Genomic DNA, 25,445 nt, shown 5'->3' with positions numbered 1-25,445 from the left:
CGGCGGGGAGGAATGCCCGTCACGGTTGGTTCGGTCGTCGGGGCGGGACACGGCGGGCCCGGCCGCGCCGGGCGGCGGCCCGCAGCGCGGCACGGGCCAGCTCCGGCCGGTCGGCGGCGCCGTCGAGGCTGGCGGCGAGGGCCCGTACGGTCGGGTGGCGGAACAGGTCGAGCATGGTGATCGAGCGGCCGGTGGCCTCGGTGAGCCGGGCGTGCACCGCGGCAAGGGCCATCGAATGGCCGCCGATGTCGAAGAAGTTGTCGGTGAGCCCGACCCGCTCCCGGCCGAGCACGTCCCGCCAGATGCCGGCGATCAGCTGTTCGGTCTCGGTGGGCGCGTCCGGGCCGGCGGGCAGCGGCGTCCGCGCCGGTTCCCCGGCGATGGTCATCGCGCCCAGGGCCGCCACCCGTACCGCGGGACGAGGCAGGGCGGTGGCGGTCTCGGCGGTCTTCGCGTCGGGCGCCGCGGCCAGCGCGCCGACGAGCGCCACGAAGTCGGCCAGCAGCGCGTCGATCCGGCCGGCGTCGAAGAGATCCGGGTTGTAGACCAGCTCGACGCCGAGCCGGCCGGCCCGCTCGACCACGTAGACGGTGATGTCGAAGGGCGAACCGGGCCGGGGCACCGGCACCGGCTCGCCGGCCAGCCCACTGAGCGCCAGCCGGGGCTGGACGAAGTTCAGCACGTTGAACAGCACCTGCACCAGCGGGGCGCGGGCGGTGTCCCGGCCGACGCCCAGCGCCTCGACGATCCGCTCCAGCGGCGCGCCCGGATGCCCGGTGACCTCATGCAGCTCGGCCGCGCAGCGGTCGACCAGGTCGGCGAAGCTGGCACCGCCGGTGCGGACCCGGACCGGCACGGTGTCGATGAAGAAGCCGACGACGTCGTCGAAGGCGGCCAGCCGCCGGTCGGCCATGACCGCGCCGAGCACGTGGTCGTCGCCGCCGGTGAGCCGGCTGAGCAGCTCCCCGAAGCCGGCCAGCAGCACCGCCGCCACGGTGGTGCGGTGCCGGCGAGCCAGGGCCCGGACCGCCCGGTCGGCGGCCTCGCTCAGCGCGGCACCGGCCTCCGCCCCGGTGTACGTCTGCACCGCCGGCCGGGGCCGGTCCCGCGGCAGGTCCAGCACGGTCGGCGCACCGCGCAGGTGCCCGGTCCACCAGTCCAGGTCGGCCGCGCCGCGCCGCCGGTCCCGGTCCGCCCGCCAGACGGCGTAGTCGGCGTACCGGGCGGCCGGCTCGGGCAACGCGGCCGGCTCGCCGGCGACCGCCCGGGCGTACGCGGCGGAGAGATCGGTGACGAAGACCGCCTCGGACCAGCCGTCGAAGACCGCGTGGTGCAGGGTGACGGCCAGCACGTGGTCGCCCGGGCCGAGCCGGTAGAGGGCCACCTGCCAGGGCGGGCCGGTGGCCAGGTCGAAGGCGTGCGCGGCGCCGGCGGCCAGAATCGCGGCCAGCTCGGCGTCGGCGTCGGCGCGGCCGGTCAGGTCCACCACCGGAACCGCCACGTCGGTGGGTTCCGCGCAGACCGCGTACGGCACGCCGTCGCTCTGCGGGATCCGCCAGCGCAACACGTCGTGCCGCTCGGCCACCGCCCGAAGCGCCGCGCCGAGGGCGGGGATGTCCAGTTCGCCGCGGAGCCGGTGGGCCAGCGCGATGTTGTAGGGCGCGCTGGACCGGGTGAGCTGGTCGACGAACCAGAGCCGCCGCTGCGGCGGGGCGAGGGTCGGCGGGTTGCCGGTGGTCAGCTCCCGCTCGGGAAGGCGTTCGGCCCGGCCGGTCCGGTCCACCAGATCGGCGAAGGTACGGGCGGCGAAGACGTCGGCCACCTCCAGCCGCCGGCCCAGCTCGTCGCGGACGGCGGCGACCAGCCGCATCGCCGCGATCGAGTTGCCCCCGTCGGCGAGGAAGTCGCTGCCCGCGCGGGCCGGCACACCCACCAGCCGCCGCCAGAGCCGGGCCAGCGACCGCCGGACCGGGTCGCCGTCGGCGTCGTCCGCGTCATGGCCGGCAGCGGGTTCGGCGGCGGGCGGGGTGGCCAGAGCGCGGAGTGCCGCCAGGTCGAGCTTGCCGGTCACCGGACTGACCGGCAGCCGGTCCAGCCGCAGCACCCGGGTCGGCCGCATGGCAGGGGTGAGCCGGTCCGCGAGGTAGCCGCCGAGCCGGTCGAGGTCGGGCGCGCCGGCCGGGGTCAGGAAGGCGACCAACTCGGTGCGGCCGGGGCCGGGCAGCGCCTCGACCACCGCGCCGTCCACCTCGGGGTGCCCGCGCAGCACGGCCTCGACCTCACCGGGCTCGATCCGCTGCCCCTGGATCTTGAGCTGCCGGTCCGCCCGGCCGAGGAAGACGAGCGTCTGGTCGGGCTCCTGCCGGACCAGGTCGCCGGTGCGGTAGAGGCGCTGCCCGGGCTGGCCGGAGAACGGGTCCGGGACGAACCGCTCGGCGGTCAGGCCGGGCCGGTTGAGATACCCGGTGGCCAGGCCGGGGCCGCCGATCAACAGCTCGCCCACCGTGCCGGGGGCGACCGGCCGCAGGTCGGCGTCGACCACGTACGCCCGGTGGTTGGGCACCGGCCGGCCGATCGGCACCGGATCGGTGATCGGGCCGGTCAGCTCGGCGGCGACCGCCGTCACCGTCGTCTCGGTCGGCCCGTACGTGTCGACGAAGCGCCGGTCCCGGGACCAACGCCGGGCCAGGTCGGCCGGGACGGCTTCGCCGCCGCACATCACCAGCCGCCAGCCGGGCATGTCGGCCGGGTCGAGCAGCGCCAGCACCGGCACGGTGAGGTGCCCCCAGTTCACCTCGTGCGCGACCACGAACCGCCGGATCCGGTCCGGGTCGGCCCGGTCGTCGTCGCCGATGAGCTGCACCGCGCCGCCGACCACCAGGGGCACGAAGAGCCCGATGACGACGGCGTCGAAGCCGAGCGAGGCGTAGCAGAGCGCCCGGACGTCCCGGTCGGCGTCGGTGTCGGCGGCACAGCCGACGACGAACTGCACCAGGTTGCGGTGGGTGGTGAGCACGCCCTTCGGCCGGCCCGTCGAGCCGGAGGTGAACAGGACGTACGCGGTGTTGTCCGGGACCGCCGGGCAGGGCGGCGGGTCGACCGGCGCGGCGGCCGGCAGGGCGAGGGTCCGCAGCCCCGGGACGCCGCCGAACTCCGCCTCGGCCAGGTCGCCGACCACCAGGCCGACGCCGGCGTCGGCGACGATGTCCCGCAGCCGCCGCCCCGGCCCGCCGGCGTCCAGCGGCAGGTAGCAGCCGCCGGCCATAAGCACGCCGAGCACGGTCGCCACCAGTTCCGGCCGGCGGGACGCGCAGATGCCGACCCGGGTCTCCGGCCCGACGCCCGCCGCCCGCAGGACCGCCGCCAGCCCGGCGGCCCGCTCGACGAGCTGCCGGTAGCTGAGCACGTCGTCCCACTGGCGCACCGCCACCGCGTCCGGGGTACGGGCCGCCTGCGCGACGATCAACTCGACCAGCGTCGCCTCCGGGTACGGCAGCCGCGTGCCGTACAGGGCGGAGGTGGGCGCACTCGTGGTCACCGGGACTCCTCACTGGAACGGCCGGCGGCGGCGTCGGTGACCTGCAGCCGGATCTCGCTGACGTAGCGCTCGCCGTGGGCGTCGGACACCCACGCCTCGTCCGGGTCGGGCAGCAGCTCGCTGACCACGACCGGCACGTCCGGGCCCACCTTGCGGGCGGCGTCGACCATGGCGCACAGCGACTGGGCGTACAGCGGGCCGGTCAGGTCGACGAAGCAGGGCTTCACCTCGGTGCCGACCTTGACGAACACCCGCTCGGGCAGGCCGGTGGCGGCGCGCCAGCGGCGGACCGCGAGGTAGCGCGCGCTCTCGTCGGCGTGCCCGGCCAGCCCGGACGCCTCGGCCGTGGTCCGCCAGGTGCGTCGGGCCACCACCAGCCGGTCGATGGTGATCCGCGGCATGTGCGGGGCCGGGTCGAGCAGCTTGAAGCTGTCCAGCAGCAGCGGGCCGAGCAGGTTGGCGAAGACCTCCATCACCGGCCACCGGCCGCCATCGGGGAAGACCGCGGTCAGCCCGTCGCCGTCGCGCTCCACGAGCACGGCGGTCGCCGGCACCAGCCGGTCGACGTCCGCGCCCCGCGCGGTGTCGATGCCGAGCTGCCGGTCGTCCGGACCGGTCAGGTGGTATGTGGTGCGGGTGGTCAGCCGGGGCCAGTTCTCCGGCCAGAGCACCCGGAGCCGGGCCGGGCCGAGGTCGGCGTCGAGCGCCGCCCGCACCGCCGCCGGGTCCGGGTGGAACGGGGTGAGCACGGCGCTGTCGTACGCCACGGCGGCCGGGTGCAGCTCGCCGAGGACGAGCAGGAAGTCACCCCGGTCGATCGCTTCGGCGGAGCGGGCGACGAGCTGCACGTCCGGGTTGTGCAGCCGGGCCGAGGGCCAGCCGGGCCGGTCGGCCGGGAACAGCTCGCGCACCCGGCCGGCCAGGTCCTCGGCGCGCAGCCGCAGCTCGACCTGGTCGGCCGGCAGGTCGCGCAGGCCGAACAGCTCGGCCCACCGCCGGGTGAATTCGGCGCCGGCGCGGGCGATCGGCCCGTCCGGGGCGACCAGGGTGCCCTGGGCGAGCAGCCAGACGTCGGCCAGCCGCACCGGGCCGTCGGCGGCCAGTTCCTCGTACAACTCGCCGAGCAGGTCGGCGCAGCCGACGCCGATCTCGGCGGTGAGCCAGCGGGCGGTCTGCAGCACCACCGCGAGCGGAGCGGCGAGCGCGTCGAGGACCGGCGCGCCGATGCGGAAGTCGAGGTCGCGGGCGGTGTCCTCGTAGCAGACGGTGCGCCCGGCGTACATCTGTCCGCTGTGCCGGGTGGCGGGCCGGCCGGTGACGGCGGTGAACTCGGCGCTGAGGGCGGCGAGCGCGGCGGCCAGCCGGTCCGGGTCGCCGGCCGCAGCCGCGACCTCGTCCCGGGCGGCGCGGAGCCGGTCGAAGCCCGTGCCGACCCGGTCGCGCAGCTCCGGGTCGCCGATCGCCGCGATCCGCTCGACGAGCACCCGCTCGGCGTCGGGGTTGACTGGCAGGTTCGCGTCCCAGCTGAGCCGGCCGCGTTCGACCCAACGGTCGAGCAGCAGGTAGACGTCGTCCGCGCCGCGCAGGTGGCCCTCGGCGTGCAGCCGCTCGGCCAGCACCACGGCCGGGGTGCGCCCGTCGCAGGCGGCGAGCAGCCGGGCCTCGGGCGCGGTCAGCGCGATCGGCGGGTGCATCGGCCAGTGCAGTTGCCGGTCCCGCACCGTCAGGTGCGGCTGCAGCGCGGGCGCCCACCAGCGGCGCACCGCGAGGTCGTCGGCGACCCGGTCGGCGTACGCGATCAGCGCCCACGCCTCGAAGTGGACCCGGCGGCGGCGCACCAGCGCCGGCCCCGGGGTCAGCCGGGTGCGCGGGTCGTCCGGGTCGATGGTGCCCCAGCAGACCGGCCCGAAGAAGCCGATCGTCTCGGCCTTGCCGCAGTACCGCTGCCAGTAGCGCAGCAGGCTCAGCTCGCGCTTGCGCCGGCGTACGTTGCGCACCGCCGGGTCGGTGCGCAGCAGGCCGTCAAGGGCGACGAGCATGTCCGGGTTCTGCCAGGTGACCGCCTCGCGCAGCAGCGGGTCGGCGGCGATCTCCCCGGCCGCCGCCGAGGACTCGGCGAACGCCTCGCGCAGCGCCTTGTCCAGCAGCTCCGGGCTGCTCTCCCCGGCGAGCACGGCGTCGGCGACGGCCGCCGCCTCCGGCGCGGCGAACCGGTCGAGCCCGGCGGCCGGGAAGCCGGCGGTGCGCAGCAGCACGTCCCGCCACACCGACCAGCCGGTGTCGCCGAGCGGCAGCAGGTGGCTCGTCATCGGGTCCCCTCCGGGTGATCGTCGACGATCTGCAGGCGCAGCTCGCTGAAGTACCGCCGGCCGGCGCCGTCGGGCACCCAGGCCTGGTCGGGGGTGGGCAGCATCTCGCTGACCACCAGCGACACGTCGTCCCCGCCGTCGACCCGGGCGGCCCGGACCAGGGCGCAGAACATGTTCGCGAAGGCGGGGCCGCCCAGGTCGACGAAGCAGGGCTTGGTCTCGGTGCCGAGCTTCACGTAGACCTGCTCGGGCAGGCCGAGCCGGCGGCGCCAGGCCCGGACCGCGAGGAAGCGGGCCCGCTCCCCGGTGACCGTGGCCAGGCCGCTCTCCCCCACCGTCGTACGCCAGGTCTGCCGGGCCACCACCAGGTTGTCGAGGACGATCCGGGGCGTGTACGGCGCGGCCGCGACCAGCTTGAAGCCGTCCACCGCGTGCGCGCTCAGCAGTTCGGCGAAGACCTCGGTGAGCGGCCAGCGCCGGCCGTCGGACGCGGTGGCGACCAGCCGGCCGTCGGAGTCGGTGACCGTGAGGTCCACGGTGGGCAGCACCCGGGCCGGGTCCCCGCCCGGCGCCGGCTGGAACGCCAGGTACCGGTCGGTGGGGCCGGCGAGGGTCTCCGCGGTGCGGCTGGTCCGGCGGGGCCATTCGGTGGGGAACAGCAGCCGGATCCGCCGCTCGCCGAGGTCGGCGGTGAGCGCCGTACGCAGCCGCTCGACGTCCGGGTGCGACGGGGTGAAGACCGCGCAGTCGAAGGACGACCAGGCCGCATGCAGCTCGCCGAGCACGACGGTGTACTCGCCGCGGCGCAGCGCGTCCGCGTCGGCGGCACAGATCTGCAGGTCGGGGCTGTGCATCAGGGCGTTGGACCAGTCCGGCCGGCGGCCGGGGAAGACCTCGTCGATCCGGTCAGCCAGGTCGGCGGCCCGCACCCGCACCTCGGTGCTGCCGGCGGGGAGGGTGTCCAGCCCGAACAGGCCCGCCCAGCGCGCCGCGAACTCGGCCGACACCGCGTCCACCGGCCGCTCGCCGGCACCCCAGAACAGGCCCTGCACCAGGAACCACAGGTCGGACAGGGCGACCCGCCCGTCGCGGGCGTCGCCGCGCAGCTCCTCGTAGAGTTCCCGGAACACCGTGCCGTACGCGTCGGCCAGCGCCTGGACCATCCACCGGGCGGCGCGCAGCAGCACGTCGAGCGGGGCGGCGAGGTCGGCCAGCAGCGGCGCGCCGAAAACCACGTCGAGGTCCCGGCTGGTGTCCTCGTAGCAGATGGTCCGGCCGGCGTACATCTGGCCGTCCCGGCGCCGCGGCGAGGCCCCGGTCAGCTCGGTGAAGGTGGCGTTGAGCGCGTCGAGGGCCGCGCGCAGCCGGTCCGGGTCGCCGGCTGCGGCGGCGACGGTGTCCCGCGCGACGCGCAGCCGGTCCCAGCCGGCCCGCGCGGCCGCCCGCGCCGGCTCGTCGCCGATGGCCTCGATCCGGTCGCTGAGCATCTGTTCCGCCTCGGGGCTGATCGGCAGCGCGGCGTCCCAGGTGATCAGCTCCCGGGCCACCAGCCGGTCCAGCAGCGCGTAGCCGTCCTCCGGGCGGCGCAGCCCGACAGCGGGATCGGTCACCAGCTCGACGGCGGGTCGGCGGCCGTCGACGGCGGCGAGCAGCGCCGCCTCCACCGGGGACAGCGGCACCGGCGGCCGTCCGGGGCGCAGCACCGCGCGGTCGCGCAGGCTCAGGTGGGAACGGAGCGCCGGCGGCCACCAGCGGCGCACGGCCAGGTCCGCGCCGAGCCGGTCGGCGTACGCGGTGAGCGCCCACGACTCGAACCACACCCAGCGGTGGCGGGTCAGCTCCGGCCCGGTGCCGATCCGGGCGACGGCCGGCTCGTCCGGGTCCACGGTGACCCAGCAGCTCGGGCCGAAGAAGCCCACCGTCTCGTTCTTGCCGGCGTAGCGTTGCCAGTACTTGAGCAAGGCCCGCTCCCGGTCCCGGCGCCGGACGTTGCGGGCCGCGTCGCCGCCACCGGCGACCAGGCCGTCCAGCGTTACCAGGGCGCCGGCGTTCTGCCAGGTCACCGCCTCCCGCAGCAGCGGCTGGGCGGCCAGCTCGCTGAGCTGGTGGGCGGCGGCGCGGAGCGCCTCGTCGAACTCCTTGTCGAACCGGTCCTCGCCGGCGCCGGTGGCGAGCAGCTCGTCGGCGGCCGCGGCGGCGCGCGGCGCGTGGAACAGGGTCAGTCCGTCGGCCGGGAAGCCGGTGCCGCGCAGGATGGCGTCCCGCCACACCGACCAGCCGGTGTCGCCGAGCGGCACCCGGTGCCCGCCGGTCCCGGCGGCGGGGGGCGGCGGCGCGGGCGCGGGCCGGGCTGCGGCGCGCGCCTCGGCCAGGTCGGCGCGGATCGCGGCGAGCAGCTCGGGCAGCCGGTCGTGCAGGAAGAAGTGCCCGCCGCCGATCTCGCGCAGGGTGAAACCCGCGGCGGTGTGCTCGGCCCAGGCGGCGCTGTGCGCGTGGGTCACCGCCCGGTCGTCCGCGCCGCTGAAGGCGACGATCGGCAGCGGCAGCGGTTCGCCCGGAACGTACCGGTAGCTGTCCACCCGGCCGAAGTCCGCCCGCAGCAGCGGCAGCAGCAACTCCACCAGCTCGGGATGGTCGAGCAGCTCGGCGGGGAGGCCGCCGCCCTCGCCGAGGCGGCGCAGCAGTTCCTCGTCGTCCACCCGGGACAGTCCGTCGAAGAGGCTGGGCGCGGTGACGTGCGGGGCGCGGGCGCCGCCGACGTACAGCCGCAGCGGCAGCGGTCGACCGGTGCGGCGCAACTCGCGGACCACCTCGAAGCCGACCCGGCCGCCCATCGAATGGCCGTAGACGGCGTACGGGCGGTCGGCGCGGGAGGCGATCGCGGCGGCCACGTCGGCGACGGTGAAGCGTGGGTCCTCGTTGATCCGGTTCTCCCGGCCGGGCAGCTGCACCGGGAGCACCTCGACGTCCGGGCCGATCCCCTCCTGCCAGCGCCGGAAGGCGCTCGCCCCGGCACCGGCGTAGGGCAGGCAGAACAATCTCACCGGCGCCTGGGGTCGGCTTCCGGTCGAGACGAACCAGTTCAACGTGGGCCTTTCTGCACGGGGTCGATCCAGTACCGCTGGCGCTGGAACGGGTACGTGGGGAGTCCGGTGCGGCGGACCGTGCCCGCCGGGTGCAGGGCGTCCCAGTCGACGTCCCGCCCGGCCACCCAGTCGGCGGCCGGTTGGCGCAGGGCACCGTCGTCCCCGGCGATCCGGGCGTCGGTGTCCAGCAGCACGTCCAGGGCGGCGAGCGCGCCGGGCAGGTCGGCGGCGATCACGGCGGCCCGGTGGGCGAAGGCGCGCCGGCCCAGCGCGAGGGTGGCGGCCACCTCGGGCAGTGCCGGCGTGGCGCCGGCCAGGTGGGCGCGCAGCCGGGTCAGCGCCGCCCGCAGCGCCGCCGGGGTACGCGCCGACACCGGCAGCAGCCACGGCCCGTCGCCGGGCTCCTCCCCCGGCCCCTCTGGCGGCGGCTGCTCCACCACCACGTGCGCGTTGGTGCCGCCGAGACCGAAGGCGCTGACCCCGGCCACCCGGCGCGATGCCTCCGGCCAGTCCCGGGCCTTTGTCGGCACGTAGAACGGGCCGGCGGTCAGGTCGATCTCCGGGTGCGGGCGGGTGAAGTGCAGGTTCGGCGGGATCACGCCCTGTCGGACGGCGAGCACCGCCTTGATCAGCCCGGCGATGCCGGCGGCGGCGTCGAGGTGGCCGATGTTGGTCTTCACCGAGCCGAGCGCGCAGGATCCGGGCGGGCCGGCCGCGGCGTACACCTCGTGCAGCGCGGCCACCTCGATGGCGTCACCGAGCGGCGTGCCGCTGCCGTGGCCCTCGATGAACCGGACCTCGCCCGGGGCGACCTCGGCGGCGGCCAGCGCGTTGGCCACCGCGGCGGCCTGCCCGGCCGGCCCGGGGACGGCGAATCCGGCCCGGTCCGGGCCGTCGTTGGTGACCGCCCAGCCGGGCAGGACGGCGTAGATCCGGTCCCCGTCGGCCTGCGCGTCGGCCAGCCGGCGCAGCACGACCACGCCGGCCCCGGAGCCGAAGCCGGACCCGTTGGCGCCCTCGTCGAAGGCGCGGCAGCGGCCGTCCGGCGACGCCGTCCCGCCCGGGGTGTGCCGGTGCCGGGGCCAGGTGACCGTGACCCCACCGGCCAGCGCGATGTCGCACTGGTAGTCGGCGAGGCTCTGCGCCGCGACGCAGACCGCGGCCAGCGAGCTGGAGCAGGCGCTCTGCACAGCCAGCGCCGGCCCGGTCAGCCCCAGCCGGTACGCGACCTGCCCGGGCAGGTGGTCGGTGAACTGCCGGCCGACCAGCCGGGCCTCCCAGTCGTCCGGGTCGACGTCGCCCATCACCGCCGGGTTGTCGAGCAGGTGGAAGAGGAAGTAGCGGTTGGCGGAGGTGGCCGCGTAGACCCCGATCAGGCCGGGAAACCGGGACGGGTCGTGCCCGGCGTCCTCCAGCGCCTCCCAGGCGGTCTCCAGGAAGACCCGGTGCTGCGGGTCGGTGCGGGCGGCCTCGTCGGCGCCGAAGGAGAAGAACTCGGCGTCGAAGTCGGTCACCCCGTCGAGCCGGCCGACGGCCCGCACGTGCCGGGGGTCCGCGCGCAGCCCCGGCCCGACACCCAGGGCGGCCAGCTCCGCGTCGGTGTGCTCGTGGATCGAGTCGACGCCGGTGCAGAGGTTCCACCAGTAGGTGGCCACATCCGGGGCGCCGGGGAAGCGCCCGGCGAGCCCGACCACGGCGATCTCGTCGCCGGTGTACTCGCGGGCCGCGGTGGCCGGCGCGACCGGTACGGGCAGCACCGGCGCGCGCAGCGCCTCGGGCGGGGCGTCCAGCAGCGCCGCCTGGGCGGCCACCGTGGGGTGGTCGAGGAGTCGGGTCATCGGCAGGCGCACCCCGAACCGCTCGGCCAGCCGCTGCTGCACCTGGCCGAGCAGCAGGGACTGGCCGCCGACGTCGAAGAAGCCGTCGGTGCGGCCGACCGCCGGCCTGCCGAGCACCGCGCACCAGATGTCGTGCACGACCCGCTCGGTCGCGGTGGCCGGGGCCTCCACCGCCGGCACCGGGCCGGCCGGGTCGGGCAGCGCCCGCTCGTCGACCTTGCCGGTGACGGTGAGCGGGAACTCGTCGAGCACCACGACCGCACGGGGCAGCGCGTATTCCGGCAGCGCCGCGGCGAGGGCGGCCCGCAGCGCGGTCCCGTCCGGCCGGGTCCCGCCGGCCGGACGGGCGTACGCGAGCAGCTCACCGTCGCGGGCGATGGCCCGCACCCCGGCGACGCCGGGCTGGGCGGCCAGCACCGCCTCGACCTCGGTCAGCTCGACCCGGTGGCCGCGCACCTTCACCTGCCGGTCGAGCCGGCCCAGGCAGAGCAGGTCGCCGCCGGGCAGCCGCCGGCCCAGGTCGCCGGTCCGGTACGCCCGCACCCCGTCAACGTCCACGGTGAACCGGTCGCTGTCCTGGTTGAGGTAGCCGGGGGCGAGGTGCCGGCTGCGCACCACGATCTCCCCGGTGTCCGGGGCGAGACGCAGCTCGTAGCCGGGGAACGGGGCGCCGATCGGCAGCGGGCCGGCGGCGGCCGGGTCGACCGTGGACAGCGGCAGCGCGTACCGGGCGACGAAGGTCATCTCGGTGGCGCCGTAGCCGTTGACCAGCTCGCAGTCGGGGGCGAACCGGCCCCGGCCACGGACAGCGTCGGCCCAGCTGGCCTGCTCGCCGCCGAGCAGCACCACCCGGACCGCGTCGAGCCGCCGCTCGCCGAGGGTGTCGAGCAGGTGGCGGTAGACGGTGGGGGTGCAGTGCAGCACGGTCGCCCGGTGCCGGTCGAGCTGCTCGACCGCGCACGCGAGACCCTGCCGGCGCAGATCCACCGGGATCACCGCGGCGCCGGTGAGCAGCGCCGGGTAGAGGTCGGGAATGGCGGCGTCGAAGCTGAACGAGGCGAGCAGGCTCAGCCGGTCGCCCGGCCCGACGGCCAGGGTCCCGATCTGGTTGTCGACGACGTGCGCGAGGTTACGGTGGGTCTGCCCGACCGCCTTGGGCACGCCGGTGGAGCCCGAGGTGAACAGCACGTACGCGAGCGCGTCCGGGTCGACCGGGACCGGCCGCAGCGGGGCGGGCGGCAGGTCGCCCAGAGTCACCACGGCGCGGTCGCCGGCCAGCTCGCGAGCCAGTTCACGGTGGTCGGCGGCGCAGGCGACGAGGTCCACCCCGGCGGCGACGAGCATGTGGCGCAGCCGGTCGACCGGGAACCCCGGGTCCAGCGGCACGTACGCGCAGCCGGCGGCGAGGGCGCCGAGAAGGGCCGCGACGGTCGGCGTGCCGTGTGCGGTGAGCAGGGCGGTCCGGGCGCCGGGTCGGGCGCCGGCGGCGACGAACGCGGCCGCGTACCCCCCGGCCAGGCCGGCCAGCTCGGCGTAGGTGACCTCGTGGGTCTCGCCGAGGACCGCCGGACGATCGCCGTCGCGTGCCGCGACCGCACCGAAACGATTGATAATCATCGGTTTGGTCATCTCAGGGAGCTGGTGTCTCTCCACAGCGGGCGGGCGCGCAGCAATCGACAAATGTGACCATGAATCCCCCCCAGGACTTCACATTGGAAGCAGAATAAAGCTCAATCTCTCGATGGGAAGGAAATCGATCGGGGTCAGACCGAAGGGGTGACGGTCCGCTGGAACCTCGGGCGGCGGAAACCGTCCGATCATCCCCCTAGCGCGAAGATGATTTTCGGCGTAAGAGCCTACTGGCGAGTTATTTTCCGGTGAAAATACTTTCGGACCGTGGAATCTTCGGTCCGGCGGCACCTTCGCCGCAGCTCAACCCCCGCTGGGGGAGCACGTCCTCACCGATCGTACGGCGGACGGGGGATCGGGTCGACCATCGCGTCGAATCCCTTCGGCAACTGCGCGACGAGGTCCTGGAACTCGTCGACCGTGACCGCCTCCCGCAGCGTCGCGAGCACCGCGACCGTGCCCGCCTCGGCGACCGCCGGATCCACCCCGGCGCGGTCGGCGACCCGGCGCAGGAAGGTCACCGGTCCCCCACCCCCACCCCCACCCTCGGCCGGGGCGGTGAGGTAGCCGCTCAGCTCGTCGGGCAGTTGCGCCGCCAGGTCCGCCGACTCGCCACCCGTGATCCGGTCGGCGAGGGTCTGCAGCACCGCGCGGGAAATCGTGGCGGCCTGTTCGACCGGCAGCTCCGAGCGGCGGGACACCGCCTCGACGAATCGGGGAAACCGCACGTCCGCCTCCTGTCGCCCTTTTCCCCTGTCGCCCTGTTTCACGGAAACAGTGGCAATCGAATCCCGGATGGCCACTATTTCCGTGAATGAGGCCCCAGGGGCCGGCGCGGGCACGGTTCGCCGGCTCCGGCGGTTACCCGGGGCCGGCGGCGGCAAACGGCGGCAAGGGGCGGTGGGCGGCGGTCAGCAGGCGGCGGGTGCCGGGGTGGTGGCGTCCGGGGTTGCGGGGAGGTCGGGCGGGGACGGGAAGTCGCGGCTCCGCCAGACCGGAGAGCAACGGGTGACCAGGGCCGCGGCGGCCATCCCCAGCGAGGCCAGCGCGAGGTACGCCGGCGCGCCCAGCAGCCCGGTCAACGCGCCGCCGAGGGCCGCCCCGAGCGGCATCGCCCCCCAGATGACGAACCGGCTGGTGGCCGTCATCCGGGACAGCAGCGCCGGCGGTGTGGCCGCCTGCCGGAGGCTGACCGCGTTGACGTTGTACAACCCGCTGGCGAAGGCGTTGACCGCCAGTCCGGCGCCGACGCCGAGCGGGTGCGGCAGCAGCACCAGCGCGGCGCCGGCCTGGAGCACCGCCGCCCCGGTGACCGCCCGGCCGACGCCGAGACGGGCCCGGGCCCGCCCGGCCACCGCCGCGCCGAGCAGGTAGCCCACGTTGGCCCCGGCGACCAGCAGGCCCACCGTGGCGGCGGGCAGCCGCAGCTCACGGACCGCGTACACCAGCAGCATGGCCAAGAAGCCGGCGTGCCAGAGGTTGGTCAGGCCGGAGCAGAGGGTCAGCGCCCGGACGACCGGGTCGCGGAACACGAACCGGACCCCGGCCGCGGCGTCCCGCCAGACTCCCACCGCCCCGGCCGAGGCGGACCGGGCCAGCCTGGGCGTACCGGCCAGGAACAGGGCCGAGGCGACGAAGCTGAGCACGTCGACCAGCAGTGCGACCGGCGCGCCGAGCACCCCGACCAGCACGCCGGCCAGGCCCGGTCCGGCGGTCTGACCGACCGCCCGGGTCGCCTCGAGGCGGGCGTTGGCGGCGGCGAGCCGGCCGGCCGGCACCACCGCCGGCACCGCGGCGAAGTAGGCCACGTCGAACAGCACGGTGGCGCAGCCGGCCAGCAGCGCCACCGTGACGAGGTGGGCGAGGGTGAGCCGTCCGGCTGCCCAGGCGAGCGGGACGCTGGCCAGGAGCACGGCGCGGACGAGGTCGGTGGTGACGAGCACCGCGCGGCGGGGCAGCCGGTCCACGATCGCTCCGGCGGGCAGGCCGAGCAGCAGGTACGGCAGCGTGGTCGCGGCGGTCAGCGCGGCCACCCCGGTCGCGTTGGCACCGAGCACGGTCAGCGCCGCGAGGGGCAGCGCCACCGTGGTGACGTGCGTGCCGAGGGTGCTGACCGCGTCGGAGAGCCAGAGCCGGCGGAAGGTGGCGTGCCGCCAGAGGGCGGCGGAGGTGACGGTCATGCGGGCAGCCTCCGACGCGTACCCGGGAGGTCGGGCCTGCCGGATTGTCACGGTGACAATCCGGTGGCGACCGGGCCGGCGCGGCGGCTAGATTGTCACGGTGACAATCTGGGAGCCGACGGGGTTGGCCGGCAGCGGGCCCCGCTATCTCGCGCTCGCCGACGCGATCGGCGCCGACATCGCGGCCGGCCGGCTCTCCCCGGGTGACCGGCTGCCGCCGCAGCGGGAGCTGGCCCGGCGGCTCGGCGTCACCATCGCCACCGTCGGCCGTGCCTACCATGTGGCCGCCCGGCGCGGCCTGCTCAGCGGGGAGGTCGGCCGGGGCACCTTCGTCGCGCCCGCCCGCACCCCACCGGCCGCCGCCGACACGCCGGCACTGGACGTGGCCACCGTGCACCCGCCCGGGCACGGCCCGGTGCACCGGGCCGTCGCGCCCATCCTGCACCGGATCGCCGCCGACCCCCTCGCGGTGGGCGCGGAGGACGCCGACGCGGTGCGCCACCGCATCGCCGGCGCCCGCTGGATGGCCCACGCCGGCTGGCGGCCCGAGCCGGACACCGTCGAGGTGACCGCCGGCGGGCAGCACGGCCTGGCCGCCGCGCTGGCCGCCGTGGCCCAACCCCGCCAGGTGGTGGTGACCACCGAGCTGACCAACCCCGGGCTGCTCGCCGCCGCCCGGCTGCTCCACATCGAACTGGCGACGGTGCCCAGCGACGCGGCCGGCCCCCGCCCGGACGCGATCGACCGGCTCTGCGCGCGGCGGCGGGTGGCCGCGCTGCACCTCCACCCCACCTTGCACAACCCGACCGGGCTCACCATGCCGGCCGACCGCCGCCGGGAGATCGCGGCCGTGGCCGCCGCCCACGACCTCACCGTCATCGAGGAGGACCCCTTCGGCGCGCTGCGGCCCGACCGGCCGCCGCCGGTCGCCGCCTGGCATCCCCGCACCGTGCACCTGACCGGCATCACCAAGACCCTCGCCCCCGGACTGCGGATCGGCTACCGGTACGCCCCGGCGGCGCTGGCCGAACCGCTGCGCGCCGCCGCCCGGGCGCTGGCCTGGGCGCCCGCGCCACTGGTCGCCGAGGTCGCCACCCAACTCGTGCTGAGCGGGTCCGCGCACCGGCTCGCCGCCGCCCGCGCCGCCGAGCTGGCCGGCCGGGCCGCGCTGGCCCGGGACCTGCTCGGCGACCGGGTGACGCTCGACGGGCCGGCGCCGTTCGCCTGGGTACGCCTCGACCACGACGCCGAGCCGGTCACCGCCCTCGCCCGCCGGCGGGGGATCGCGGTGGCCGGGGTGGACGAGTTCGCCGCCCGCCGGGGCGTGCCGCCCGGGCTGCGGGTCAGCCTCAGCGCCGACGAGGACGCCGTCCGCACCGCGTTGCGCGCCCTGGCCCGACTGCTGCCCGGCTGAACGCGCCGCGCCAGTCGCCGCACGCGCGCCGGCCCGGCGCGCGGTCACCGGGCGGGTGATGCTCTCACCCGCGGCATGTCTCTCCGACATGAACACGTCAGACATGTCGCTCAACATGGGCGTGCCCGGATCAGGGCGACGCGCCGGTCGCCCGGAGGTGGTCGAAGATGAGCTGGTCGACCGGGGAGACCCCGCAGCGGTGCCGGGTCAGCCGCCGCCCGCGCTCTGCGGGCCGCCTCGGTAGGCTCGCGGCATGGCCCGCACCACCCATCCCGGCGCCTGCCCGCTGGACTGTCCGGACACCTGCGTCTGGCAGCTCACCGTGGAGGACGGCCGGGCCGTCGCGCTGCGCGGCGACCGCGACCACCCGTTCACCCGAGGCGCGCTCTGCGGCAAGGTCAACCGCTACCTCGACGCGGTCAACGGACCCGACCGGCTGACCACCCCGTACGTCCGCACCGGGCCGAAGGGGGCCGGGCGGGTCTCCTTCCGGCCGGCGAGCTGGGACGAGGCGCTCGACCGGGTGGCCGCCGGGCTGCGGGCCAGCATCGAGCGGGACGGCCCGGAGGCGGTGCTGCCCTACTACTTCGCCGGCACCATGGGCCTCGTGCAGGGCTGGACCATGGGTCCCCGGCTCTTCGCCCACCTGGGCGCCTCCCGGCTGGACACCACCATCTGCACGGCAGCGGCGCGGACGGCGACGCGCTCGGTCTACGGCGGCTCGGTCGGCTTCGAGCCGGAGTCCATCGTGGATGCGAAGCTGATCGTGCTCTGGGGCGCCAACCCGCTCGCCACCAACCTGCACCTGTGGCCGTTCGTGCAGCAGGCCCGGGAGCGCGGGGCGTACCTGGTCACCATCGACCCGCTGCGCACCGAGACCGCGGCCCGCAGCGACGAGCACATCGCCCCGCTGCCCGGCACCGACGCGGCCCTCGCCCTGGGCCTGATGCGCGGCGTGCTCGACGCCGGCGCGGTCGACGAGGAGTGGCTGGCCGCGCACACCGTCGGCTGGGCGGAGCTGGCGGCCCGGCTGGCCGAGTGGCCGGTGGAGCGGGCCGCCGCCGAGTGCGGCCTCCCGGTCGAGGTCGTCCACCGGCTCGGCGCGCGGATCGCCACCACCCGGCCCACCGCCGTCCGCGTGGGTCTGGGCCTGCAGCGGCACCACGGCGCCGGCCAGGCGATCCGCGCCATCTGCGCGCTGCCGCTGCTCACCGGCGACTTCCGGTACCCGGGCGGGGGCGCGCTCGTCTCCACCAGCGGGCACTACCCGATCGACGAGGGTCGGGTGGTGCGGCCGCCGGATCTGCCGGCGCCGCCCGCCCGCTCGATCAACATGAGCCGGCTGGCCGCCGTGCTCACCGGGGAGGCCGACCCGCCGATCACCTCCCTGGTGGTGTTCAACGCCAACCCCGCCGCCACCGCCCCGGACCAGAACCGGCTGCTGGCCGGCCTGCGCCGGGACGACCTGCACACCGTGGTGCTGGAGCAGCGCTGGACCGACACCTGCGACTACGCCGACGTGGTGCTGCCGGCCACCATGCAGCCGGAGCACCTCGACCTGCACACCTCGTACGGGCATCACTACACGACGCTGAACCTGCCGGTCACCGAGGCACCGGGTGAGGCGCTGCCGAACACGGAGATCTTCCGCCGGATCGCCGCCGCCCTCGGCATCGACCATCCCCGGCTGCGGGACAGCGACGAGGAGTTGGCCCGGCAGTTGCTGCGCGACTCCCCGGTCAGCTTCGAGGAACTGTGCGCGCGGACGTACGCCCGGACCACCGGGGTGGCGGTCGGCTCGGCCCCGTACGCCGCGGGCGGCTTCCCGACCGCCGACGGCCGGGCCCGGTTGCACGACCCGTCGCTGGCCCGGCTCGGGGTGGATCCCGTGCCCGGCTTCACCCCGCCGGTCGAGGCCGGGGACGCGGCGCTGGCCACCCGGTTCCCGCTGGTGCTCCTCGCGCCGGCCGGGAAGTTCCTGATGAACTCCACCTTCGCCTCGCTGCCCTGGCACACCCGGCGGACCGGGCCGCCGCGCGTGCACCTGCACCCGGACGACGCGGCGGCGCGCGGCCTGGTCGACGGGGACGCGGTGCGGGTACGCAACGACCGTGGCGCGTTCCTGGCCGCCGTCGCCGTGGACGACGCGACGCGGCGCGGAGTGGCGTTCACCTACAAGGCGTACTGGGCGCGGCTGAGCCCCGGCCGGGCCACCGTCAACGCGGTCACCGCGGTCCGCGACACCGACCTGGGCGGCGGGCCGACCTTCCACGACTGCCGGGTCGAGGTCGAGCCGGTCCCGGCCGAGCTGCTGGTCGTCGATCCACCCGCCGACGCGGCGCCGGTCGGCCCGCCGGCGCCGGCGGAGGCCGTCCCGGCCGGCTGACCGGAACCTTCGGCCCACCGGGCTGTTCCCGCCCGTCGGCGGCTCAGCCCTCGGCGAGGGCGTCCAGCACCAGCGCGGCGGTCCAACTGAACGCCGGTGAGCCGAGCCCGGCCCCGGTGTCCGGGTGGAAGTACTCGTGGCAGCCGCCCCGGGCGACCAGGTCGCACATCGACTCGCGCAGCCCGGCGGCCAGGTCGGGCCGGTGGTGGGTGCGCAGCCCGCGCCACAGCAGCCAGGCGATGTTCACCCAGCTCGGGCCGCGCCAGTAGCGCAGCGGCTCGAAGTCCGGCGCGGTGCGGTCGTGGGTGGGCAGCGGGCGGTCCATCCGGGCGGCCAGGCCGAACCGGGGCGAGCACGCCTCGGCGAGCACCGCCCCGACCTGGCGGGCGGGCAGGTCAGGCAGGATCAGCGGGATCAGCCCGAGCACCGTGCGGGCCGGGACGAGCCGGTCGGTGCGCAGGTCGCGGGGGCGGAAGGTGCCGGTGGCCGGGTCGAAGAGCCGGGCCACCAGGGCCTCGGTGATCCGTGCCGCGCGGTCCCGGTGCGGCCCGGGGTCGGCGCCGACCACGCCGGCGATCCGGGCCAGGGCGTGCTCGGCCACCCCGAGCGCGGCGTTGACCAGCGGGCACTCCACCAGGAACGGCTGTTCGGCCAGCCGGTCATCCCGGTAGCCGACCGCCCGGTAGGCCGCCACGATCGCGACGTACCGCGCGTAGTCCAGGTCCGTGGGGCGGTGCGCCGCGGCGGCGTGCGCGATGTCGTGCCGGCGGTACGCCCGCATGACGGCCGCCTCGGCGGGCACCCCGGCCAGCGGGCCGTCCCAGGCCGGGCTGTTGTCCACCCCGGACTCCCACGGGTGCACGATGCAGGCCAGCCCACCGCCCCCGACATCACGCCGCCGGGTGAGGTAGCGCTGCTGGGCGACCAGCCGCGGGTAGAGCCAGCGCAGCGCCTGCACCGACGCCTCGGAGGGGGCCCGCCGGTGCACCAGCCAGGCGGCCGCGGCGTGCACTGGCGGCTGGACGATGCCGGAGGTGGCCGCGGCGGGCGCCCCGGCGGCCCGCGACGAGTCCCAGAACACGGGCCCCGGGAAGTAGGTGCCGACCGGCAACGCGGGGTTGAACACGATGTGCGGCACCCGCCCGTCGGCCCACTGTGCGGAGAAGAGCGTGCGCAGCTCCCGCCAGGCCCGGTCGGGGCGGACGTGCGCCAGCCCGACCGCGATGAACGCCGAGTCCCAGCTCCACTGGTGCGGATAGAGGGTGCGCGAGGGGACGGTGTGGTCGTGTTCCCAGTTGGCCTGGAGCGTGGTGACGGCCAGCCGGCGCAGCAGCGCGGCCCGTTCCGCGCTCACGCAGCCGCCCGCCGCGGCCCGGCCTGCCGGAGCACGGTGGCGGCCTGCCGCAGGGCGGCGACCGGCTCGCCGCGCAGCCGGCACTCCAGGGCCAGCCAGCCGGGATAGCCGATCTCGTCGAGGGTGCGCAGCAGCACCGCCCAGTCCAGGTGCCCCGCCCCGGGCTGGTACCGGTTGGAGTCGCTGACCTGCACGTGCCCGAGGTACGGCGCGGCGGCGCGCAGGGCGGCGGGCAACGGATCGAGCCCGGGCGCGAGCGGGGCAACCGCGCCGGCCGCCACCACGGCCTCCGCGCGGTGCCCCCAGATTCCCCAGACGACCTGCCCGGGGCGGCGGTCGGTGACGTCGGAGGCGACCTCGACCACCTCGCCGACCTCCTCGTAGCCGAACCCGATCACGGGGTACGCGGGCGCGGCCTGGCGGGGGACGAACATCCCGGTGGCATCGTCCCAGTCCTTGCTGAGCCGGGGATTGCTGCCCCGGTAGAGGGTCAGCTCGGTGCCGGCGGAGATGCCGGAATAGCAGGTGCGGACGCGGATCCGGGCCGGTCCGAGCGGGTCCGCGGGGCAGGGCTCGAGGCTCACGCGCCGGGGCCCGGTCAGCGAGACAACCCAGTTGGCCATGGCGTCGCTCCGAGGGAAGTGCCGGCCCTGATTCTAACCGAAAAATCGGCATATGCGACTGAGCCGTCGACCGGCGGGCGGCCGACAAGATCAGTTACCGTGGCCGCATGGGCAAGCCGACGCGTTGGGTGACGGAGACCAAGCCGGGACACTCGCAGTGGTACATCGACCGGTTCCGGGGGCTCGCGGCCGAGGGGGCGGACCTGGCCGGCGAGGCTCGGCTGCTGGACGCCCTGGTCCCGCCGGGCGCGCGGATCCTCGACGCCGGCACCGGTACCGGCCGCGTCGCCGCCGCGCTGGCCGCGCGCGGGCACACCGTGGTGGGCGTGGACGCCGACCCGCTGCTGATCGAGGCCGCCCGGACCGATCACCCGGGTCCGCGTTTCCTGGTCGCTGACCTCGCGGAGTTGGACCTGGCCGCGCAGGGCGAGCCCGAGCCGTTCGACGCGGCGGTGATCGCCGGCAACGTGATGGTCTTCGTCGCCCCCGGCACGGAGCGGGACGTGGTGGCCCGGGTCGCCGCGCATGTCCGGCCGGACGGGCTGATGGTGGTCGGCTTCGACACCCGGCGCGGCTACCCGCTCACCGACCTCGACGCCGACGCGGTGGCGGCCGGGCTGCGGGTGGAGCACCGCTTCGCCACCTGGGACCTGCGCCCGTGGCGCGACGACGCCGAATGGGCGGTCACGGTGCTGCGCAAGCCGCTCTGAGACGGGCGCCACCGGTCGTCCGGCGCGAGTCGGCAGGACTGGCGCGAGCACCTACGAACTTGATGACGCAGATGGATCACCCGGCCGGGACCCCAGAGCCGGGGCCGGGGTGATGCGTTCACGTCATCAAGTTCGTAGCCGCCGAAGGATGCCCAGCGGCCCCGTGAGTCCGAGGCGCCGGCCGGCCGGGCTTGGGCGACCAGCCCGCCGGGTCAAGCCGGGGCGGCGACGGCGCGGGCGGCGGCCGGGTCGAGCGGGCTGCCGGCCGGCACCAGGCTGACCAGGCCCGCCGGCAGCCGCAGCGGCCGGACGCCGGAGTAGCCCAGCATGCCGAGCACGTCGCCGCCGGTGAGCACGTACCGTCGGCCCAGGTCGGTGACGACGCTGACCGCGCCGCCGGTGGCGCCCGGCGCGGCGACCGACTCGACCACCGCGCCCCGGCCGGGCTCGACCACCACCCGGTCGGCGAGCCCGCCGTGGCCGCTGGCGGTCCGGGCGGCGGCGGAGACGTCCGGCGGGGTGACGCCGACCCGCAGGTCGCGTACGCCGGCGTCGTCCGCGACCCGGGCGCAGAGCGCGCCGAGGTCCGCGGTGGCCAGCCGGGGCGGTACGGCCGGCGGCGCGGCCGGCCCGGTGGGCGCCCGGTCGGGGAGCTTGGGCAGGGCGGCGAAGCGCCCCAGGGTGATCGGCTTCGGGTCACCCTGGCCGGTGCGGGCGAGCAGCAGGGCGGCCTGGAACTCGGTGATGCCGGCGAGGCCGTCCCGCTCGGCGACCGCGTACTGCCGGCCGCCGCCGGAGTTGCGCACCAGGTAGACGTCGCCGACGGTGGCGCCGTCGACCCGGCCGGACGGCTCCCCCAGGCCGGGCAGCGCCGGCGAAGCCAGGTCGGCGCCGGCCGGCACGGTGTTGAGCAGCGCGGCGGCGACCCGTACGGCCCGCGCCCGGGTCGCGGCCAGCGCGGCCAGCACCCGGTCGGTGTCCCGGAGCAGGTAGCGCCGGTCGTGCCAGAGCAGGTGCAGGCTGCCGTCCGGATGCCGCAGCAGCAGCCCCTGGTCGCCGAGCGGCCGGCCGCCAATGGCCTCCCGCCCGATCAGCAGGGCCGAGCGAGCCTCCGCGCGCCCGGGCTCGGCGGCGACCGAGCACACCGTCCACGCCCCGGTGGCGAGCCGGCCCGGCGCGGGCAGCGAGTCCGGCGCGTCGGCGATGCCGAGCGGCAGCCCGCGCGGCACGCCGTCGATCGAGCGACGGGAGACCAGCACCGTCTTCGGGTGCTCCGCCCCGATGATCAGCAGCGCGGAGGCGTAGTTGAGCACCGGGTGCAGCCGCTGCTCCCGGTAGACGAACCGCGCGCCGGACTCCTTCTCCACGATCACCGCGCCCGGGTCACGCCAGGAGCTGCCGCCGCCGGCGAACAGGCCGTACAGTGCGGCCCCGCCGAGCGCGATCACCGCCACCAGCACGCTGGCCAGGCCCGCGCCGGCCAGCCGGCGGAACGGCGACTGCGCCGGGTCGGTCTCCCGCATCACCAGCGCCGCGACCGCCCGCTGGACGGTGAACTGGTACGAGTGGAGCTGGTCCTGCCGCGACGGCATCGGATCCCTTCCGCCTGGGTCGTCGGCGGACAGGATAGACGCTCCGTCGATCCGGTGTGGACCCTGTGTGTCCTTCCTCAGGCGCGGGTGTGGGTCTCGTACATCCGCACCGCGACGAGCAGGCCGGAGGCGGCGGTGAGCCCGGCCACCGCCCAGGTGGCGCCCCGGATGCCGACGAGGTCCGCGAGCAGTCCGGCGGACAGGGCGCCCACGGCGAAGCCGCCGTCCCGCCAGAGCCGGTAGACGCCCACGGCGCGGGCGCGCCAGGCCGGATGGGCGACGTCACCGACCGCCGCCAGCAGCGCGGGGTACACCATCGCGGTGCCGGCGCCGAGCAGCACCGCGCCGGCCGCCCACCCGCCGAATCCGGGAGCGCCGGCGATCAGCCCGAGCGCGCCGGCCTGGGTCAGCATCCCGACCACGATGAGGGGCTTGCGGCCGACGCGGTCGGAAAGCGGTCCGGTGACGAGCTGCCCGAGGCCCCAGACCGCGGGGTAGAGGGCCGCCAGCACCCCGATCCGGGACAGGGAGAGCCCGGCGGCGGCGAAGAGCACCGGAAAGAGTCCCCAGGCGAGGCCGTCGTTGAGGTTGTTCACCAGGCCCGCCTGGCTGGCCGAACTGAGGGCCGGTTCCCGCCAGCTGACCAGGCCGAGGACCTGCCGGGTGGTGAGGCCGGCGTGGTGGGCACTCCCCTGATGGTTGGCCGCCTCGTGGTGGGCGTGGCCGCGCGTCTCCCGGACCAGCAGCGTGGACAGGCCCAGGCCCACCGCGACGTACGCGGCACCGAGCAGGAACGGTGCGGGCCGCAGGCCGTAGCGGGCGGCGAGGGCGCCGGTGGCCAGCGCGGTGACGGCCACCGCGAGGTAGCCGGCGGCCTCGTTCAGCCCCATGGCGAGGCCGCGCCGGTGCGGCCCGACCAGGTCGATCTTCATGATCACCGTGGTGGACCAGGCGAGGCCCTGGTTGACGCCGAGCAGCACGTTGGCGGCGACCACCCAGCCCCAGCTCGGCGCCCAGATGAGCAGCAGCGGCACGGGGATCGCCGCCAGCCAGCCGGCCAGCAGCACCGGTTTGCGGCCGTACCGGTCGGAGAGCGTGCCGGCGAAGAAGTTGGTGACCGCCTTGGTCGCGCCGAAGGCGAGGATGTACGTCAGCGCGGCGGTGTACGCCGTCAGGTGGAACTCCCGCTCGCCGAGCAGCGGCAGCACGGTTCGCTCGGTGCCGAGCACGCCGCCCACCAGCGCGTTGACCGCGACGAGGAGCAGGAACTGGGCGGCGTTCGCCCGCAGACCCAGCCTCGGCGCGACGGAGGTCGCTGTCATCTCTTCTCCCACGTACGCGGCGGGTGGCCGGGGCGGTTGCCCCGGCCACCCGCGAGACCGGTCGGTCAGACGGCGGCGTGCAGCGCCTGCCAGGCGCCGTAGCCCCCGAGCAGGTCGGAGACGTCGGCCCGGCCGGCGTTGCGCAGCAGGCTGGCCGCGACCGAGGAGCGGTACCCGCCGGCGCAGTGCACCACGACCGGCCGGTCGGACGGCACCTCGTCGAGGCGGCGGGGCAGCTCCGCGAGCGGGATGTGCAGCGAGCCGTCGACGCCGCCCTGCTCCCGCTCACCGGCGTTGCGGACGTCCAGCACCACGGGCGCGGTGGCGGTGTCCAGCGCCGCGCGCAGCTCGGTGGCGGTGAGCCGGCTGGCCCGCGCCATGTCGGCGACCATCTCCAGGAACGCGCCCTCGGGCTCGCGCAGGTAGCCCACGACGTGGTCGAAGCCGATCCGGGCGAGGCGTACGACGATCTCCTCCTCCCGGTCCTGCGGGGCCACCACGAGCACCTTGCGGTCGGGCGCGATCACGCTGCCCGCGGTCTCGGCGAACCGGCCGTCGGCGGGGATGTTGATCGCACCCCGGACGTGGCCGGCGGCGAACTCCTGCGGGTCGCGGGCGTCCACCACCACGGCGCCCTCGCTGCGCGCCCGGCCGAACTCGGCGGCGTCGAGCGGGCGCGGGGCCCTGGTGTGGTCGAACAGCTCGCGGGCCTTGCGGTTGAGCACCGCGTCGAAGGCGAAGTAGCCCGGCGCGGCCGGCTGCCCGCCGGTGACCAGGGCGAGGAACTGCTCCTCGCTCATCGGGGCGCAGGCGTAGTTGGTCCGGCGCTGCTCGCCGATGGTCGACTGCCGCTCGGTGGAGAGGTTCTTGCCGCAGGCCGAGCCGGCGCCGTGCGCCGGGAAGACCCGGACCTCGTCGGGCAGGCCCATCAGCTTGCGCTGGACGCTGTCGTAGAGCATCCGGCCGAGGTCGTCGGCGGTGACGCCGAGGGAGGCGAGCAGGTCGGGCCGGCCCACGTCGCCGATGAAGAGGGCGTCACCGGTGAGCACCCCGTACGGCACCGGGTCGGTGGCGTGCTCGTAGACGAGGATGCTGATCGACTCCGGGGTGTGCCCGGGGGTCTCCATGATCTCCAGCGTCACGTCGCCGAGGCTGATCCGCTCCCCGTCGGTGAGCTTGCGGCTCGGGTACTCGGTCTCCGCGCGGTGCCCGTAGCCGATCCAGGCGCCGGTCGCGGCGGCCACCTCGAGGTGGCCGGCGAGGAAGTCGGCGTGGAAGTGGGTGTTGATCACCCCTTCGATGGTCAGGCCGTGCGCCCGGGCGTCGGTCAGGTACTCGTCGATGTCCCGGCGCGGGTCGACGAGCACCGCCCGTCCGGTGGTGTCGTCGGCGATCAGGTACGACGCCTGGGACAGGCAGTCCAGGTAGTACTGGGTGAACAACATCGCGCGGAACTCCTTCGCA

14 protein-coding genes are annotated in these 25,445 nt (G+C 76.2%); 3 read left to right on the top strand and 11 right to left on the bottom strand.

Annotation, left to right across the window (positions count from 1 at the left end; all coding sequences use genetic code 11):
* Positions 1 to 19: 19 nt before the first annotated feature.
* The 6 genes from EFE23_RS10575 to EFE23_RS10550 form a co-directional block, all read right to left on the bottom strand.
* The gene (locus EFE23_RS10575) at positions 20 to 3,538 is read right to left on the bottom strand and encodes a non-ribosomal peptide synthetase (RefSeq protein WP_123240723.1); all 3,519 of its coding nucleotides are present in this window, start codon (positions 3,536 to 3,538) and stop codon (positions 20 to 22) included.
* On the bottom strand, positions 3,535 to 5,847 hold the full coding sequence (locus EFE23_RS10570; RefSeq protein WP_123240722.1) for a lantibiotic dehydratase: 2,313 nt from the start codon (positions 5,845 to 5,847) through the stop codon (positions 3,535 to 3,537). The genes EFE23_RS10575 and EFE23_RS10570 overlap by 4 nt, the downstream gene beginning before the upstream one ends.
* A complete protein-coding gene (locus EFE23_RS10565) occupies positions 5,844 to 8,933 on the bottom strand; it encodes a thioesterase domain-containing protein (RefSeq protein ID WP_123240721.1) in 3,090 nt (1,029 codons plus the stop codon). Before EFE23_RS10565 ends, EFE23_RS10570 begins: the two co-directional genes overlap by 4 nt.
* Complete coding sequence (locus EFE23_RS10560) at positions 8,930 to 12,388, bottom strand: AMP-binding protein (protein WP_233600943.1); 3,459 nt, start codon at positions 12,386 to 12,388, stop codon at positions 8,930 to 8,932. The genes EFE23_RS10565 and EFE23_RS10560 overlap by 4 nt, the downstream gene beginning before the upstream one ends.
* 341 nt (positions 12,389 to 12,729) lie before the next feature.
* A complete protein-coding gene (locus EFE23_RS10555; RefSeq protein WP_123240719.1) occupies positions 12,730 to 13,128 on the bottom strand; it encodes a DUF2267 domain-containing protein in 399 nt (132 codons plus the stop codon).
* 183 nt (positions 13,129 to 13,311) lie between these two features.
* Complete coding sequence (locus EFE23_RS10550) at positions 13,312 to 14,580, bottom strand: MFS transporter (RefSeq protein ID WP_123240718.1); 1,269 nt, start codon at positions 14,578 to 14,580, stop codon at positions 13,312 to 13,314.
* A 100-nt stretch (positions 14,581 to 14,680) separates the two neighbouring features.
* Here EFE23_RS10550 and EFE23_RS10545 point away from each other — a divergent pair, with 100 nt between their 5' ends.
* Positions 14,681 to 15,994, top strand: a complete 1,314-nt coding sequence (locus EFE23_RS10545; protein ID WP_123240717.1) for an aminotransferase-like domain-containing protein — start codon at positions 14,681 to 14,683, stop codon at positions 15,992 to 15,994.
* A gap of 253 nt (positions 15,995 to 16,247) precedes the next feature.
* Positions 16,248 to 18,380, top strand: a complete 2,133-nt coding sequence (locus tag EFE23_RS10540; RefSeq protein ID WP_123240716.1) for a molybdopterin-containing oxidoreductase family protein — start codon at positions 16,248 to 16,250, stop codon at positions 18,378 to 18,380.
* Between the two features lie 43 nt (positions 18,381 to 18,423).
* On the opposite strand, the gene EFE23_RS10535 is transcribed toward EFE23_RS10540, so the two are convergent.
* Both EFE23_RS10535 and EFE23_RS28835 read right to left on the bottom strand, forming a co-directional pair.
* Positions 18,424 to 19,734 carry an MGH1-like glycoside hydrolase domain-containing protein gene (locus EFE23_RS10535; protein ID WP_123240715.1) on the bottom strand — a complete coding sequence of 437 codons (1,311 nt, stop codon included), beginning with the start codon at positions 19,732 to 19,734 and terminating at the stop codon, positions 18,424 to 18,426.
* Entirely contained in the window at positions 19,731 to 20,357 is a 627-nt protein-coding gene (locus tag EFE23_RS28835; protein WP_123240714.1) for a TIM barrel protein, read from the bottom strand. The genes EFE23_RS10535 and EFE23_RS28835 overlap by 4 nt, the downstream gene beginning before the upstream one ends.
* 107 nt (positions 20,358 to 20,464) lie before the next feature.
* Here EFE23_RS28835 and EFE23_RS10525 point away from each other — a divergent pair, with 107 nt between their 5' ends.
* Positions 20,465 to 21,067 carry a class I SAM-dependent methyltransferase gene (locus tag EFE23_RS10525; RefSeq protein ID WP_123240713.1) on the top strand — a complete coding sequence of 201 codons (603 nt, stop codon included), beginning with the start codon at positions 20,465 to 20,467 and terminating at the stop codon, positions 21,065 to 21,067.
* A gap of 212 nt (positions 21,068 to 21,279) precedes the next feature.
* On the opposite strand, the gene eccB is transcribed toward EFE23_RS10525, so the two are convergent.
* The 3 genes from eccB to EFE23_RS10510 form a co-directional block, all read right to left on the bottom strand.
* Positions 21,280 to 22,659, bottom strand: coding sequence for a type VII secretion protein EccB (gene eccB, locus EFE23_RS10520; protein ID WP_123240712.1), 1,380 nt, complete (start codon positions 22,657 to 22,659; stop codon positions 21,280 to 21,282).
* 77 nt (positions 22,660 to 22,736) lie between these two features.
* Positions 22,737 to 23,981 carry an MFS transporter gene (locus EFE23_RS10515; RefSeq protein ID WP_123240711.1) on the bottom strand — a complete coding sequence of 415 codons (1,245 nt, stop codon included), beginning with the start codon at positions 23,979 to 23,981 and terminating at the stop codon, positions 22,737 to 22,739.
* A gap of 65 nt (positions 23,982 to 24,046) precedes the next feature.
* Entirely contained in the window at positions 24,047 to 25,426 is a 1,380-nt protein-coding gene (locus EFE23_RS10510; protein WP_123240710.1) for an MBL fold metallo-hydrolase, read from the bottom strand.
* Between the last annotated feature and the right edge of the window lie 19 nt (positions 25,427 to 25,445).

Origin of the sequence: Micromonospora solifontis (genome assembly GCF_003725545.1) — a bacterium.
GTDB lineage: Bacteria > Actinomycetota > Actinomycetes > Mycobacteriales > Micromonosporaceae > Micromonospora > Micromonospora solifontis.
This window is presented reverse-complemented; position numbering and strand designations above follow the sequence as displayed.

Excerpts from the sequence above, each read along its gene's own strand:
- EFE23_RS10550 (WP_123240718.1), bottom strand. The coding sequence starts at position 14,580 with ATGACCGTCACCTCCGCCGCCCTCTGGCGGCACGCCACCTTCCGCCGG.
- eccB (WP_123240712.1), bottom strand. The coding sequence starts at position 22,659 with ATGCCGTCGCGGCAGGACCAGCTCCACTCGTACCAGTTCACCGTCCAG.
- EFE23_RS10560 (WP_233600943.1), bottom strand. The coding sequence starts at position 12,388 with ATGATTATCAATCGTTTCGGTGCGGTCGCGGCACGCGACGGCGATCGT.
- EFE23_RS28835 (WP_123240714.1), bottom strand. The coding sequence starts at position 20,357 with ATGGCCAACTGGGTTGTCTCGCTGACCGGGCCCCGGCGCGTGAGCCTC.
- EFE23_RS10525 (WP_123240713.1), top strand. The coding sequence starts at position 20,465 with ATGGGCAAGCCGACGCGTTGGGTGACGGAGACCAAGCCGGGACACTCG.
- EFE23_RS10515 (WP_123240711.1), bottom strand. The coding sequence starts at position 23,981 with ATGACAGCGACCTCCGTCGCGCCGAGGCTGGGTCTGCGGGCGAACGCC.
- EFE23_RS10570 (WP_123240722.1), bottom strand. The coding sequence starts at position 5,847 with ATGACGAGCCACCTGCTGCCGCTCGGCGACACCGGCTGGTCGGTGTGG.
- EFE23_RS10540 (WP_123240716.1), top strand. The coding sequence starts at position 16,248 with ATGGCCCGCACCACCCATCCCGGCGCCTGCCCGCTGGACTGTCCGGAC.
- EFE23_RS10510 (WP_123240710.1), bottom strand. The coding sequence starts at position 25,426 with ATGTTGTTCACCCAGTACTACCTGGACTGCCTGTCCCAGGCGTCGTAC.